Origin of the sequence: Veillonella seminalis (assembly GCF_003992065.1) — a bacterium.
In the GTDB taxonomy this organism is placed as follows: domain Bacteria; phylum Bacillota; class Negativicutes; order Veillonellales; family Veillonellaceae; genus Veillonella_A; species Veillonella_A seminalis.
Genome location: NZ_RQUZ01000001.1, coordinates 314,565 through 331,094, shown reverse-complemented (window position 1 = coordinate 331,094; position 16,530 = coordinate 314,565). Strand labels below are relative to the sequence as shown.

The following is a 16,530-nucleotide window of genomic DNA, read 5'->3' as shown; positions in this document are numbered from 1 at the left end:
TTACCATGGTCAACGTGACCGATAGTACCGATGTTAACATGCGGTTTAGTACGTTCAAATTTTGCTTTTGCCATTTTGAATTGTCCTCCCGGATAATTAAAATTTTACTTATTGTGTTAACCCTTAAGGGATTAGCCGTTTTTCTTTGCTTGAATTTCTTCAGCAATTTTCTTAGGCACTTCTTCGTAGTGGTCTACTGTCATCGAGTAGTTACCACGGCCCTGAGTTTTAGAACGGAGGTCCGTTGCATAACCGAACATTTCGCTCAATGGAACGAATGCTTTGATATGCTGGCTGCCGTTACGAGCTTCCATGCCTTCCATGCGACCGCGACGAGAGTTCAAGTCGCCGATTACGTCGCCCATGTATTCTTCCGGTACGTCAACTTCTACCGCCATGTATGGTTCAAGAAGTACTGGATCGGCTTTGCGAGCACCTTCTTTGAAGCCCATGGAGCCGGCAATCTTAAACGCCATTTCGGAGGAGTCAACATCATGGTAAGAACCGTCAAATACGATTACTTTGATGTCAACCATTGGATAACCGGCAATAACACCGGATTCCATTGCTTCCTTAACACCGTTTTCAACCGGTCCGATGTATTCACGAGGAATTGCACCGCCGACGATTTTGTTTTCAAATTCGAAGCCTGCACCAGGTTCTTGTGGAATTAATTCCAACCAGCAGTCACCATATTGACCGCGGCCACCGGACTGACGTACGAATTTACCTTGAGCTTTAACGGATTTGCGAATCGTTTCACGGTAAGCAACCTGAGGTTTACCAACATTACATTCAACTTTGAACTCACGGTTCATACGGTCAACGATAATGTCGAGGTGAAGTTCACCCATACCGGAAATGATTGTCTGACCGGTTTCTTCATCAGTACGAACTTTGAAGGTTGGATCTTCTTCAGCCAAGCGGGCTAAAGCGATACCCATTTTTTCCTGGTCAGCTTTAGTTTTTGGTTCAACTGCAACGGAGATAACAGGTTCTGGGAACTCCATAGATTCAAGAATTACCGGAGCTTTTTCATCACAGAGAGTATCACCGGTGGTTGTATCTTTCAAACCAACAGCAGCTGCGATATCGCCGGAGTAAACGCGTTCGATTTCCTGACGGCTGTTAGCATGCATCTGAAGGATACGACCGATACGTTCTTTCTTACCTTTAGTGGAGTTAAACACGTAAGAACCGGATTCTAAAGTACCGGAGTATACGCGGAAGAACGCTAATTTACCAACATAAGGGTCAGCCATGATTTTGAAGGCCAATGCAGAGAATGGTTCTTCATCAGATGCAGGGCGAGCTTCTTCAGCGCCTGTATCAGGGTTAACGCCATTAATTGCCGGAATATCAAGTGGAGATGGCATGTAGTCAATAACTGCATCCAATAACATCTGCACACCTTTGTTCTTGTAAGAAGAACCGCAAAGTACAGGGAACAATTTGTTATCACAAACTGCTTTACGAAGAGCAACTTTTAATTCATCAATGCTGATTTCTTCGCCTTCCAAGTACTTCATCATGATTTCGTCGTCAGTTTCAGCAATAGCATCTACCAACATTTCACGACGTTCTTGAGCTACTTGTAAGTAGTCTTCAGGAATATCAGTGATTTCGAATTCTTTACCATCATCACTGATGTAGATTTCAGCTTTCATAGTCATCAAGTCGATGATGCCTTTGAAAGTATCTTCAGCTCCGATTGGTACTTGAAGAGCAACACTGTTTGCACCCAAGCGATCTTTCATCATGTTTACAACATTGAAGAAGTCAGCGCCTACGGTATCCATCTTATTTACATAAGCGATACGTGGTACGCCATAGGTAGAAGCTTGACGCCATACAGTTTCGGATTGTGGTTCAACGCCACCTTTAGCACTGAATACTGCAACGGAACCGTCAAGTACGCGCAACGAACGTTCTACTTCTACAGTAAAGTCAACGTGACCCGGAGTATCGATGATGTTGATGCGATGATTTTTCCAGTGACAAGTAGTCGCAGCAGACGTGATTGTAATACCACGTTCCTGTTCCTGTGCCATCCAGTCCATTGTCGCAGCGCCTTCATGAACTTCGCCGATCTTGTGAACTCGACCTGTGTAGTAAAGAATACGTTCCGTTGTGGTTGTTTTACCGGCGTCGATGTGAGCCATGATACCGATATTACGAGTTTTCTCTAACGAAAATTCTCTTGCCACGAATGTCAACTCCTCTTACTAATTACCAACGATAATGAGCAAACGCTTTATTAGCTTCTGCCATTTTATGAGTGTCATCTTTTTTCTTAATGGCTGCGCCGGTATTGTTGAACGCATCCATTAATTCACCGGCCAAACGTTCTTTCATGGTACGTTCGCCGCGAAGACGAGCATAGTTTACCATCCAACGAATACCTAAAGTCTGACGACGATCGGCACGAACTTCAACCGGAACTTGGTAGTTAGCACCGCCGATACGACGAGCACGAACTTCCAATACAGGCATTACATTTTTTAAAGCCTGATCAAATACTTCCATTGGGTCCTGACCCATTTTAGAACGAATAATTTCAAATGCATCATATACGATAGTTTCGGCAATACCTTTTTTACCATCGTACATTACTTTGTTAATGAAGCGTGTAACCAATTTACTGTTGTACACCGGATCCGGAAGTACATCACGCTTCAACACAGGGCCTTTTCTTGGCATGTTATTTCCTCCTCTACGATGTGTGATTTCAATTGTCAGCTATAATTATTTCTTAGCTTTTTTAGCGCCATATTTGGAACGGCTCTGCATACGATTCTGTACGCCGGCTGTATCCAAAGCACCGCGAACAATGTGATAACGCACACCTGGTAAGTCTTTAACACGACCACCTCTGATAAGTACTACACTGTGTTCCTGTAAATTGTGACCAATGCCTGGGATGTAAGCAGTTACTTCAATAGCGTTAGTCAAACGAACACGGGCAACTTTACGAAGCGCGGAGTTCGGTTTCTTTGGAGTCGCTGTATATACACGAGTACATACACCACGTTTCTGCGGACTTTCTTTAAGTGCAGGAGCGTCGGATTTTTTAGTCAAAGTTTGACGGCCTTTGCGTACTAACTGGTTAATAGTTGGCATGTGGGCACCTCCTTTCCAAACAATTAGATTTATAATTGATCTACTGCAACAAAGTGTTACTGCAGATATTACCGAATTTAGCGCAGCACACCGATTGTGGCTGCTTTTACTTTAATCTTGCCGGCCTTACCAAGTTCCTCCATGGAATGTTCTTGATTCACCGGTACGGCGTGTTTCTCACAAAGTTCAAGTATGGGTAACACCACTCGATCATCGCTGTTATTGGCAACGAATACCATCTGAACTTCGCCGCGCATAATTGCTTTCGACGTTTGCTTAGCTCCGATTGTCTTTTTCGCTGATGTTAAAACTTCGATTTCCATACCATTACTCCTTGATTTTTCTTGTACTCAGGCACACTCTCCCCCGAGCACTATAACAGTTTAGCATTACTAACCCCTGCCTGTCAACAACTTTTATAGCCTTTTCACCGCATTAAATCAACATTTTATATGTACACTTATCCGTGTGTTCCAAAAGGCTTTATTTTTGTATATTTCTCATAATTTTATACAAAATTTACGTAATTTTTCTTTTTTTTATACAATTCTATGCAATGTTTGCAAAATTAGCATACATAACTTTCGCAATAAATATAAAGAGTGTCATTATTTTTAACATAATGACACTCTTATAACAACTCTATTATACTGTTAAAACTTTAACAATTATTATACAGTTTATTCTTCAACCGCAGTCGGAGCTTCTACCGTTGCAATATCTTCGATTTGAGGTTCCTTTTTAGTTACCTTAATCTTACGATAACGGCTCATACCCGTACCGGCCGGAATCAATTTACCGATAATAACGTTTTCTTTGAGGCCCAATAATGGGTCGATTTTGCCTTTAATAGCAGCATCGGTAAGAACACGCGTCGTTTCCTGGAAGGATGCGGCCGACAAGAAGCTGTCGGTAGCCAACGCAGCTTTGGTAATACCGAGTAAAATACGTTTACCCGTAGCCGGTTGTTTGCCGTTCAAGATAAGACGACGATTTTCTTCTTCAAAGGTATTTACATCGATAGGATCACCAGGTAACAAGTCGGCATCGCCCACTTCTTCTACCTTCACTTTATGAAGCATCTGGCGCACAATAACTTCAATGTGTTTATCGTTAATTTCTACACCTTGAGATTTATATACTTTCTGTACTTCATAAACGAGGTAACGCTGTGTAGCTTCCGTACCCATTACACGCATAATATCATGCGGATTAATGGAGCCTTCCGTCAAACGGGCACCCAATTTAACTACATCGCCGTCACGAACGATAATACGGGCACCGTAAGGAATAAGGTAATCGAATTCCACACCGTCTTTGTCGGTAACATAGATGGTATTGGTACCTTTCTTATTATCATTAGGTACTACACGAACAGTACCTTCCACTTCGCTGATGATGGCATGACGTTTAGGACGACGTGCTTCGAACAATTCTTCAACACGTGGCAAACCTTGCGTAATATCGTCACCGGCAACACCGCCTGTATGGAACGTACGCATTGTCAACTGAGTACCAGGTTCACCGATAGACTGAGCTGCGATAATACCTACAGCTTCCCCTACCTGTACCTGGTTACCGGTACCAAGGTCACGACCGTAACACTTCATACATACGCCATATGGTGAACGACAAGTCAATACGGAACGAATCTTAACTTTTTCGTAGTGTTTAACTACTTCATCAGCCAATTCTTCCGTAATTTCACCGTTAAGCGGAACGATGACTTCACCGGTTTCTTTATTGATTAATTCTTCAGCCGCCGTACGACCTACGATACGGTCTTTAAGCGGTTCGATAATACCGGAACCTTCAACGATGGCTTCCACTTCGATGCCGTGGATATCATTGTTGCGTACCTGCACTTCTTTAACATCGCTGTCAAGAATAGCTTCAATACCTTCTTCGGTAAGAGCACTGTGAGCAGGGAACACTTCGTTGCCTTCGCTGTCAACTACAGCATTAACTGTCTCTTTGCCGAGCATATTCTGAACCATGGTTTCACGCAATGTTTGACGAATGCCTTCATCGGTTTCACCAAGGCTGATTTTTTGCACCAAATTAGTATGGTTGATATCACTATCGCTACCCAAATGAGCACCGCGAAGATCAATATCGGTAATTTTGTGATCTGCCAAGGATTCCAAATCGGCAAGCGTTAAAATAGTTTCAGCTGCCAATACGAGTTCACCTGTTGCAGGATCCACTACGTCTTTATCAAGCACACGACCGATCAATTTATCTTTCAATAAGGAAAGCGCCTGACGGGTAGAGCTTGCCAAACGAGCACGTTCACGTACTAAGTCAATACCAACTACGTCACAGTCTTCTTCGCGAACGATAACGTCTTGCGATACGTCAACGAGACGACGAGTCAAGTAACCGGAGTCAGCTGTACGAAGCGCCGTATCGGCCAAACCTTTACGAGCACCATGGCTGGATGTAAAGTAGTCCAATACAGTAAGGCCTTCTTTAAAGTTTGCCTTGATAGGTAAGTCGATGATTCGACCGGATGGATCGGCCATCAAACCACGCATACCGGCCAACTGACGAATCTGCTGTTTGTTACCGCGGGCACCGGAGATAGCCATCATGTAAACCGGGTTGAAACCTTCCTGGTCACGCATCATGGTATCCATCATGGCATCCGTTACATCTTCCGTAGCCTGAGTCCAAAGTTCGATAGTTTTACGATAACGTTCATCTTCGGACATGTAACCACGACGATAGTTACGGGATACTTTTTCTACATCTTCATCGGCTTTTTGTAAAATTTCAGCTTTTTCAGTCGGTACTTTAATATCGGCAATAGCGATAGTCATACCGGCACGACGGGCGTAGGAGTAACCCAAAGATTTTACACGGTCAAGAAGTTCAGCGGTTTTTTCATTGCCGAATAACTGGAAGCATTGGTCGACCAATTTACCAACCATCTTCTTGTCCATAACGCGACCTAATGTATAGTGACCGTCTTCCTGTAATTCGTACTGACGAAGTTCAGGATAGAGGGCGTTGTTAAAGATCAAACGGCCGGCTGTCGCTTCTACACGACCACGGCCTTCTTCACGAATATATAAAATATCTTGCAAACCGATTACGCCGGAATCGTAAGCCAACATAACTTCGTCAAAGTTAGCGAAGTATTTAGCTTTTTCCTTCGTATGTTGACGTACTACGGTTAAGTAGTAAGTACCCAAAATCATATCCTGAGAAGGAACCGCTACCGGTTTACCGTCTTTAGTGGATAAGATGTTATGAGAAGACAACATGAGCGTACGCGCTTCGGACTGTGCTTCTACGGATAACGGCAAGTGGCACGCCATCTGGTCACCGTCGAAGTCGGCGTTAAACGCAGTACATACTAACGGATGCAATTTAATGGCACGCCCTTCCCAAAGGATAGGTTCGAATGCCTGGATACCCAAACGGTGCAATGTCGGTGCACGGTTTAAAAGTACCGGATGTTCTTTAATTACTTCTTCCAAAGCTTCCCAAACGCCCGGACCAATTCGTTCTACCTGGCGTTTAGCGGCTTTAATGTTGCTTGCCTGTTGACGTTCTACCAAACGTTTCATAACGAAAGGTTTGAATAATTCGAGCGCCATTTCTTTAGGCAAACCGCATTGATGCATTTTGAGTTCCGGACCAACTACGATTACGGAGCGGCCGGAATAGTCAACACGTTTACCCAAGAGGTTCTGACGGAAGCGACCTTGTTTACCTTTAAGCATATCGGATAAAGATTTCAAAGGACGGTTACCCGGACCTGTTACCGGACGACCGCGACGACCGTTATCGATCAAGGCATCAACAGCTTCCTGCAACATACGTTTTTCGTTGCGCACGATAATATCAGGCGCACCTAAATCAAGCAAACGTTTCAAACGGTTGTTACGATTAATTACACGACGATATAAGTCGTTAAGGTCGGAGGTAGCAAAACGGCCGCCGTCAAGCTGAACCATAGGGCGAAGTTCCGGTGGAATAACCGGTACTACATCCATGATCATCCATTCCGGTTTGTTGCCGGACTGACGGAATGCTTCTACTACTTCCAAACGGCGTACGGCACGAATTTTACGTTGGCCCGTAGCTGTTTCCAATTCACTGCGAAGTTCAACATTAAGCGCTTCCAAATCCAATTCGCTGAGTAAAGCTTTAATGGCTTCGGCACCCATGTCAACACATACGAATTCCACTTCTTCTTGAGCGCCCAATTCGTAACGTTCTTCACGAGTCAATTCTTCATATTCTTTTTCTTCTTCGGCAATTTCGGTATTAGCTTTTAATGCTTCATTAGCAGCAATCTTACGTTGTGCTTCGGCAATAACAGCCAAACGATCGCGGCGCTGAGCCACGGTTTCGATTTCCACCTGTTTACCGTTGATTTTGTAATCTTCTTCATTGAATTGCGCTTCATATTCGCGGAATTCAGTTTCAGATAACAACTGACGTTTCATGAGCGGCGTGCTGCCGGGATCTACAACGATGTAAGCAGCAAAGTAAAGTACGCGCTCTAAGGAACGTGGGGATACATCAAGGATGAGACCCATACGAGATGGGATCCCCTTGAAGTACCAAATGTGAGATACCGGTGTAGCTAATACAATATGACCCATGCGTTCACGACGCACTTTAGAACGAGTCACTTCTACACCACATTTATCGCAGACTACGCCTTTATGGCGAATGCGTTTATATTTACCGCAATGACATTCCCAGTCTTTGGTCGGTCCAAAAATACGCTCACAGAACAAGCCGTCACGTTCCGGCTTAAGCGTACGATAGTTAATTGTTTCCGGCTTTTTAACTTCCCCATAGGACCAATCTAAGATTTGTTCCGGCGAAGCCAAGCCGATTCGCATAGAATCGAATTCATTAACGTCTAGCACAAGTATCGCTCCCTTCTTTCGGATACTCAAATATTAGTCTTCATCAGTTTCGGACTCTTGATCATACATAGCCATTGTGCTAAGTACATCATCATCTTCACCGCTCGTTACCGGTTCTTCTTCGATAACGTTCGCTTCTTCCGTATCGTCAGCTACTGCATCTGAGCCTTCCATTACTTCTTTGATTTCATCTTCATTAGTATCTACATCATCATCGTCATCAAGTTCTTTGATTACAACTTCTTCTTGATCTTCATTTAAGATTTTTACATCAAGACCGATACTCTGAAGTTCTTTAAGCAATACTTTGAAAGATTCCGGTACGCCCGGTTCAGGAATATTTTCACCTTTAACAATCTTTTCGTATGCTTTCACACGACCTACCACGTCATCAGACTTAACTGTGAGCAATTCCTGCAAGGTATACGCTGCACCATAAGCTTCCAACGCCCATACTTCCATTTCCCCGAAACGCTGACCGCCGAACTGAGCTTTACCGCCCAATGGCTGTTGCGTTACTAAGGAGTAAGGACCGGTGGAACGCGCATGGATTTTATCATCAACCAAATGGTGAAGTTTTAACATATATACGTAACCAACGGTAACTTTGTTATCCATCGGTTCGCCTGTACGGCCGTCATACAATACGGTTTTACCGTCATCGTTTTTACCGGCAATACGAAGTGTATCGAATACGTCACTTTCGTGCGCACCGTCAAATACCGGTGTAGCGATGTGAATACCGGCTACATCAGGTTTCGGCATGCCGTAAGTTTCATAATCATAGCCGTAAGATTCTAAATCTTTGCGGATTTCTTCGCGTTTTTCACGAGCTGATTCAATAGCATCGATGATATCAACCACTACAGAAATGTCTTTTAATTCCACCTGTAAGGATTCTTCCATTTCCGGAGCTTGTTCTTCATCGTCAAAATATTCAATTTCAGCGTCACTGTATTCTTTTTCGATAGCACGCAATTCATCGTAACGTTCGCGGCCGCCGAGTTCAGCTAACTGATTCTGTGCTTCCGTATAAATTAAGCTCAACGCTTCTTCGCGACGTGCATCGATTTCACTGTCTACATCAAGATGTGCTACAGTTACATTTTCAGCCACTTTAGCTTTTAAAGCGTCCATTTCGCTATATAATTCTTTAATACGGTCGATATTATCCCAATAACGGCTGTCGGCTTTCGCTTGGTTCAATACATTTTGAATCTTGAGGTCGGTTGCTTTAATCTGCATGCCGAGCCCCTGAACAGCCCAACCGAGGTGAGTTTCCAATACCTGACCGATGTTCATACGAGAAGGTACGCCCAACGGGTTCAATACGATTTGAACCGGAGTGCCGTCCGGCAAGAACGGCATGTCTTCCTGACGCATAACGCGGGAAACGACACCCTTGTTACCATGACGACCGGCCATTTTATCGCCTTCGTGGATTTTACGTTTTTGCGCAATATATACACGAACTAATTTGTTAACACCCGGTTGTAATTCATCGCCGTTTTCACGGGTAAATACTTTAACATCAACGATTTTACCGGATTCACCGTGTGGTACGCGAAGGGATGTATCACGCACTTCACGTTCTTTGTCACCGAAGATGGCACGTAACAAACGTTCTTCAGGTGTCAATTCAGTTTCACCTTTTGGTGTAACTTTACCTACCAGGATATCGCCCGGATGAACTTCCGCACCGATGCAGATGATACCTTCTTCGTCAAGATTGCGAAGATTGTCATCACCGGTATTAGGCAATTCACGGGTAATTTCTTCGGCACCTAATTTGGTGTCACGAGCATCACATTCGTACTCTTCAATATGAATGGATGTATAAATATCTTCCTTGCAAAGTTCTTCACTAAGCAAGATAGCATCTTCGTAGTTGTAACCTTCCCAAGGCATGAACGCCACGAGCACGTTAAAACCAAGTGCCAATTCACCGCCGTCAGTAGCCGGGCCGTCAGCCAATACCTGGCCTTTAACAACACGGTCACCGCGGAATACGATTGGTTTCTGGTTGAAACATGTGGATTGGTTGGAACGAAGGAATTTATTTAATTTATATACGTCAACACGACCGTTGTCGCGCTGTACATGGATTTCATTACCCCAACAACGAGTAACGATACCTTCTTCTTTAGCAAGTACACAAACACCGGAGTCAGTCGCTGCTTTATATTCCATACCGGTACCTACAAGCGGAGCCTGCGCACGAAGCAAAGGCACAGCCTGACGCTGCATGTTCGCGCCCATCAAGGCACGGTTAGCATCGTCGTTTTCGAGGAACGGAATCATAGCAGTACCGATGGAAACAACTTCCTTCGGACTAACGTCCATGTAGTCAACTTTATCGGGAGCCACTTCAAGGACTTCAGAACCGCGACGACAGGCAATATGAGTATCTACAAAATAACCGTTTTCATCAAGAATGGAGTTAGCCTGTGCAATGGTCATACCTTCTTCTTCATCGGCCGTCATATACACAACTTGATCACTAACTTGTACTTTAATAACTTTATTAGCTTCATCGCCGGTACCGTAGATTTTTTCTACACGACGATATGGAGCTTCGATAAAGCCGAATTCATTAACTTTCGCGTAGTTGGAAAGAGATGAAATCAAGCCGATGTTCGGACCTTCAGGAGTTTCGATCGGACACATACGACCATAGTGGGAGTGATGCACGTCACGAACTTCGAAGCCCGCACGTTCACGAGACAAACCGCCAGGTCCCAACGCGGACAAACGACGTTTATGTGTCAATTCGCCAAGTGGGTTAGTCTGGTCCATGAACTGGGACAACTGGGAGGAACCAAAGAATTCTTTAATGGCTGCTACTACCGGACGAATGTTGATGAGCGCCTGTGGCGTAATCATAGCATTGTCTTGGATAGTCATACGTTCACGAACTACACGTTCCATACGAGTCAAACCGATTCGGAACTGGTTCTGCAACAATTCGCCAACGCAACGTAAACGACGGTTACCCAAGTGGTCGATATCGTCCACGTGACCAACGCCGTCCATTAAATTCAACAAATAGCTGATATTGGCAATCATATCTTCGCGAGTTACGGTGCGATGTTCGAACGGCAAGTTGCTGTTGTTGCAAATCACCTTGAAGGAATGACCTTCCGCACTCTTCACGTAGAATTCGGCAAAACCTTCACCGCGGAAACCACCGCTCTGTGCAACGATATCGAGCTGTTCTTCGTTCATTACCGTATCGGCATCCACGATAATTTCGCCGGTTTCCATATTAACGATCGGTTGAGCCAAAGTCTGACCCAACATACGTTGACGCCAACCTAATTTTTTATTCAATTTATAACGACCTACACGCGCTAAATCATAACGGCGAGGATCGAAGAATAAATTGTCGAATAAATTACGGGCACTTTCTACAGTAGGCGGTTCGCCCGGACGTAATTTTTTGTAAATTTCAACCAAAGCTTCTTCAGAAGATTCGGTAGTATCTTTTTCAAGTGTACGAAGTAAGCGTTCGTCATATACGCGATTGCCTTCTTCGTCGGTTTCACCATTCCAGAATAATTCCAAAATGGATTCATCCGTGCTCCAACCGAGGGCACGAACTAAAATAGTAGCCGGCAATTTACGGTTACGGTCGATACGTACGGATACGATTTCATTAGCATCCGTTTCAAGTTCGATCCAAGCACCGCGGTTAGGGATTACCGTAGAACCGTATAAACGGTTACCCATGGTATCAATTTCGCGAGTGTAGTAAACGCCCGGCGAACGAACGAGCTGAGATACGATGACACGTTCTGCCCCGTTGATAATGAATGTACCGGTTTCGGTCATCAACGGGAAGTCACCCATGAAAACTTCCTGTTCTTTAATATCCTGGTTTTCAGGATCATTATTAATCAAACGAACGTTAACACGCAATGGTGCTGCATACGTAGCATCACGGTTTTTACATTCGTTAATGTCGTATTTTGGCTCCCCAAGGCTAAAGCCTTCAAAAGAAAGCACTAAATTACCTGAATTGTCTTTAATCGGAGAAATATCGTCAAAAATATTTTGTAAACCGCTCTCCAAAAACCACTCATAAGACTTACGTTGCACGTCCAATAAATGTGGCATTTCTAGAACTTCGTTAATCTTGGCATACGTATAACGCGTTCTTTTACCTACCTTCTCAGGTTTGAACATACCAGCTTTCACCCCTCATTTCAATTGGCTTACCTTCTATTCTATAACGGTATGACATCAGACAAAAATCCAGGTCTCAGTTTTCCTGTTAACACAATGACAAAATAAGCAAGGCTCTTAATTTTTTATTTTGAACCTTGCTTCGCCTCCGGTTAACACAACCTTGGAAGATTTACCCTTTATCAGTAACAATGTTATAGTCATCTTATTAAGTACTCCTTAATTTTATGCGTCGCATTCATACGTCTATAAAATAAAATAATACATAAATCAATATATATCCGAGTACATTTGCAATTAAGTATTATAGCATTATATAATTACTTTGTCAAAAACTTTTTTAAATAAATTACGCCCGTTATTTTCGCATGCTTAAAATTCATTTTTTTGAAAAATTTGCTTTGCGTTACAACTAAACTCTGATATACTAAAATCAATCTATAATCATGACATGAAGGGGGAGCACCACCAAAAGGGTGCTCTCCCTTCATGTCTTTTTTTATAAGGAGGCATCCATGATCGTCAACGGCAAACAACAACCGCTTGCGGAATCTGTGACAGTTCTCGCCTATCTCGAAACTGCGGGCTACAATTCCAAACGCGTTGTGGTAGAACGGAATCGCACCATTATTCCGCAAAGCAAATTTGAATCAACTTGGCTACTGGACAGCGATACGCTGGAAATTGTTCATTTTGTAGGAGGCGGCTGATGAATATTACAATTAACGGTCAAACTGTGTCGGTAGCTCCCGACACAGTGACCGCCGACGTCATTACCAACAAGAGCGATGACCTTTGGTTATTGAACGGCTTTGCCGTTGATTCCGATACACCGCTTCAAGACGGCGACGCCCTATTATGTGTGTCACGCAACAAAGTACCCGACGAAGCAACCTATGATGCCGTGTGGAATGCGCGCTACGGCACCGAGATTTATACCCGCTTCAAACAAAGTCATATTCCCGTTTGCGGTGCCGGCGGCCTCGGCTCTCACATCGCCATCAGTCTCGCCCGACTCGGCATCGGCGAACTCACCATCATAGACAAGGATGTAGTCGATCTTACCAATCTCGGTCGTCAAGCGTATGAAATGACGGATTTGGGTAAACCTAAAGTATACGCACTAAAAAATATTCTGCACCGCATCAATCCGTTCATCAAAGTCAATGCCGTTCACACCACGATTCACAGCGGCAATTATGACAACTATTTAAAAGACTTCCCGTACATCGTTGAAGCCTTCGATTCGGCCGAAAACAAAGCGGAATTAACAAGCTACGTGTTAACACACTACCCGCAAACAATCATAATCGGCGCCAGCGGCGTAAGCGGTTATGATCATCCGAACACAGTCCAAACCAAAGAATTATTCAGCCGCTATTACCAAACCGGTGATGGTCATAGTGAAAGCACGATCGGTCTTTTGGCGCCGCGCGTCATGCTCTGCGCTGCTCATGAAGCGACCATCCTCTTACATTTATTACTGACACAAAAGGAGTCATAGTATGCCAAACAACTCTCAAACTTCTCCGATGAAAACCAATTCTAAATTTTCACCCGCCGATGATACCTTCACATTAGGCGGTAAAACTTTTTCATCCCGCCTCATCTTGGGTTCCGGTAAGTTTTCCCTGCCCCTTATCCAAGCAGTAGCCGAAGAAGGGCAAGCCCAAATCATTACCTTAGCACTTCGTCGGGCTACGCCGGACGGCCAGGAAAACATTTTGGACTTTATGCCTAAAGATGTTACCTTATTGCCTAACACGTCCGGTGCCCGTACCGCCGAAGAAGCCGTGCGTATCGCCGAACTGTCCCGTGCCATGGGTTGCGGTGATTTTGTAAAAGTCGAAATCATCAGCGATGCCCGTTGGCTCCTGCCGAACAACAATGAAACCATTCGTGCTACCAAGATGTTAGCCGATAAAGGTTTCGTCGTTCTCCCTTATATGTATCCCGATTACTATGCCACCAAAGCGCTTGAAGAGGCCGGTGCCGCCGCCATTATGCCGCTGGCCGCTCCTATCGGCAGTAATCGCGGACTTTGTACCAAAGCTTTTATCGACATTGTACTCAAAAGTACCGATTTACCGATTATCGTTGATGCCGGTATCGGCAAACCGTCAGAAGCTTGTGAGGCCATGGAAATGGGCGTCACCGCTATCATGTGTAATACGGCCATTGCCACAGCCGGCAATGTAGCCCAAATGTGTAAGGCCTTCCGTCTTGCTATCGAAGCAGGCCGGTTAGCTTATCTCGGTAAAACGGGCCGTGTCATTACCGACCAGGCCGAAGCCTCCAGTCCGCTGACCGGATTTTTAAACAATTAATATATCCCCATATTACTAATCTGTCCAATACTTTAGGAGGTTTTAAATGAATATACTACCTAATCATCATAAGACCACGGCGCCGCAACTAAACGGTCGTATTAAAACGGCCAATGCACAAGACGCCGCCCTATTAAAAGAAAATATCATGGCTTACACATCAGCCATGGATCAATTAGACATGTCTCGGCTCAACTACGTCCTCAATACTAAAAACAGTTTTGCGGATGAAAACTTTACGGCTAAGGATGTAAAAATCGCCTTGGCCAAAGATAGTTTAGAGCCTCACGATTTTATGGCACTCCTCAGTTCAGCCGCAGCCCCTTATTTAGAGGCAATGGCCCAAAAAGCAAAAGAACTGACCCGAGCCCGCTTCGGTAATAACATTCAACTTTTCACCCCTTTATACATTGCCAACTATTGCAGCAACGGCTGTCGCTATTGCGGTTTTAACAGCAAACAAACTATCAAACGGGCACAACTTTCCGCCGATGAAATTCAACGCGAATTGGAAAGTATTGCCAAAACAGGCTTACAGGAAATTTTATTCTTAACCGGTGAATCGGAAGCCCGTTCTTCCATTGAATACATTGCCGAAGCTCTGGAATTGGCAAAACCGTACTTCGCCAATATCGGCATCGAAATCTATCCGGCCAATCAGGCGGATTACGAAATTCTCCATAAAGTGGGTGCCGATTTTATTACGGTTTTCCAAGAAAGCTACGACCTTGAAGCCTATGAATACTATCATCCTTACGGCAACAAGCGCTCATTCCCGTATCGCTTCTATGCACAGGAACGAGCCTTGAACAGCGGCTTTCGCGGTGCCGGCTTCGCCGCTTTACTGGGGCTCAGCAACTTCCGCTACGACGCCTTGGCTACCGGTCTGCACGTATGGTCTGTGCAACAAGCCTTCCCGGCTGCCGAACTCAGCTTCTCCGTCCCACGTTTACGTCCGGTTAACGGCGAACTCGGCCACTTCAACCATCTCGTAAGCGACCGTGACCTCGTACAAATTATGTGTGCTTATCGTTTATTCGTACCTCAGGCCCAAATCACCGTATCCAGTCGTGAAAGCAGAGAATTCCGTAATGCGGTCATGAATATTTGCGCCACCAAAGTATCCGCCGGCGTTCAAGTTGACGTGGGCGGCCACAGTGCCGGCAACAAACATCGCAGCAGTGACCAGTTCGATATTAACGACACCCGCAGCGTCGCCGAAATGCACGATGATATAAAAAAACTGGGGTTACAGGTGGTGTACCATGACCACATCCGTGTCTAAAGAATTAACTTACGTTACTCACTTGCCGGCACTCGCTAAATTCTTGAAAAAGACTAACTCATTTATATCGGCTACAGACTACCTAAAGGAGTTAATCCGTTCCAAACCGAATGCCCTATTGCTGCGAGCTAAGGAGTCAGTTCCGAAAGATTATGAACGCTTACTATCAGAACTCTTGCCCACAGCCAAAGAGTCCGAAGTACAACTCATTGTCAGCCATCATATAGAGTTAGCAGTGAAATATAACGTACCGGTGCAACTGTCAGCCATGGAATGCACAAGTTTGACTTCAGCGAATACGTCGACTAAGACGAACACACTTCCAGAACTGCCATTTGTTAGCGTATCCGTACATTCATTAGCAGAAGCAAATACCGCTATTTCAACCGGGGCCCGTCGACTCGTGCTGGGTCATCTCTTCCCCTCCCGCTGTAAGCCCGGTTTAGCCCCTCGCTCGGAAACTGATTGTCAACGTATTCTCGAATTGGCAAAAGAAGACAACATTCCCATTCACGGCATCGGTGGGATCAATTTCAATACATACCCCCTCATGCCAAACGACTACGCAGGCATCTATGTGATGACGGAAACCATGGAACAAGTCGATATTAAGAGTTACACACAAAAATGGCGTAACTTGTTAATCGACTAAGCAAAGCTGAATTTTATCAACGAATCCTCACGGACGTATGCAGGTAACAATTTCACAACAAACAAAAAC

11 protein-coding genes are annotated in these 16,530 nt (G+C 44.6%); 5 read left to right on the top strand and 6 right to left on the bottom strand.

All coding sequences use genetic code 11. The annotated features are described in order from the left end of the window. Positions 1-131: 131 nt before the first annotated feature. The 6 genes from fusA to rpoB all read right to left on the bottom strand — a co-directional run bounded on the left by fusA (position 132) and on the right by rpoB (position 12,197). Positions 132-2,207: an elongation factor G gene (gene fusA / locus EO126_RS01455; protein ID WP_006555650.1), complete on the bottom strand. Its 2,076-nt coding sequence runs from the start codon at positions 2,205-2,207 to the stop codon at positions 132-134. A 22-nt stretch (positions 2,208-2,229) separates the two neighbouring features. Then, positions 2,230-2,700 carry a 30S ribosomal protein S7 gene (gene rpsG / locus EO126_RS01450; protein WP_006555649.1) on the bottom strand — a complete coding sequence of 157 codons (471 nt, stop codon included), beginning with the start codon at positions 2,698-2,700 and terminating at the stop codon, positions 2,230-2,232. A 45-nt stretch (positions 2,701-2,745) separates the two neighbouring features. Further along, positions 2,746-3,120 carry a 30S ribosomal protein S12 gene (rpsL, locus tag EO126_RS01445; protein ID WP_006555648.1) on the bottom strand — a complete coding sequence of 125 codons (375 nt, stop codon included), beginning with the start codon at positions 3,118-3,120 and terminating at the stop codon, positions 2,746-2,748. 77 nt (positions 3,121-3,197) lie between these two features. Next, positions 3,198-3,443 carry a ribosomal L7Ae/L30e/S12e/Gadd45 family protein gene (locus EO126_RS01440; protein ID WP_127007118.1) on the bottom strand — a complete coding sequence of 82 codons (246 nt, stop codon included), beginning with the start codon at positions 3,441-3,443 and terminating at the stop codon, positions 3,198-3,200. Positions 3,444-3,800: 357 nt separating this feature from the next. After that, on the bottom strand, positions 3,801-8,012 hold the full coding sequence (gene rpoC / locus EO126_RS01435) for a DNA-directed RNA polymerase subunit beta' (RefSeq protein WP_127007116.1): 4,212 nt from the start codon (positions 8,010-8,012) through the stop codon (positions 3,801-3,803). Positions 8,013-8,045: 33 nt separating this feature from the next. Beyond that, positions 8,046-12,197, bottom strand: coding sequence for a DNA-directed RNA polymerase subunit beta (gene rpoB / locus EO126_RS01430; RefSeq protein ID WP_127007114.1), 4,152 nt, complete (start codon positions 12,195-12,197; stop codon positions 8,046-8,048). 515 nt (positions 12,198-12,712) lie between these two features. Between rpoB and thiS the strand changes: the two genes are divergently transcribed. The 5 genes from thiS to EO126_RS01405 are packed head-to-tail and all read left to right on the top strand — an operon-like array spanning position 12,713 to position 16,461. Continuing rightward, complete coding sequence (gene thiS / locus EO126_RS01425; protein WP_006555644.1) at positions 12,713-12,907, top strand: sulfur carrier protein ThiS; 195 nt, start codon at positions 12,713-12,715, stop codon at positions 12,905-12,907. After that, the gene (gene thiF / locus EO126_RS01420; RefSeq protein ID WP_006555643.1) at positions 12,907-13,701 is read left to right on the top strand and encodes a sulfur carrier protein ThiS adenylyltransferase ThiF; all 795 of its coding nucleotides are present in this window, start codon (positions 12,907-12,909) and stop codon (positions 13,699-13,701) included. Before thiS ends, thiF begins: the two co-directional genes overlap by 1 nt. Before the next feature lies 1 nt (position 13,702). Further along, positions 13,703-14,524 (top strand): thiazole synthase, encoded by an 822-nt coding sequence (locus EO126_RS01415; RefSeq protein WP_275938035.1) that lies wholly within the window; start codon positions 13,703-13,705, stop codon positions 14,522-14,524. Positions 14,525-14,570: 46 nt separating this feature from the next. Next, positions 14,571-15,809, top strand: a complete 1,239-nt coding sequence (thiH, locus tag EO126_RS01410; protein WP_006555641.1) for a 2-iminoacetate synthase ThiH — start codon at positions 14,571-14,573, stop codon at positions 15,807-15,809. Then, positions 15,790-16,461, top strand: a complete 672-nt coding sequence (locus EO126_RS01405; RefSeq protein WP_127007112.1) for a thiamine phosphate synthase — start codon at positions 15,790-15,792, stop codon at positions 16,459-16,461. Before thiH ends, EO126_RS01405 begins: the two co-directional genes overlap by 20 nt. The last annotated feature ends 69 nt before the right edge of the window (positions 16,462-16,530 follow it).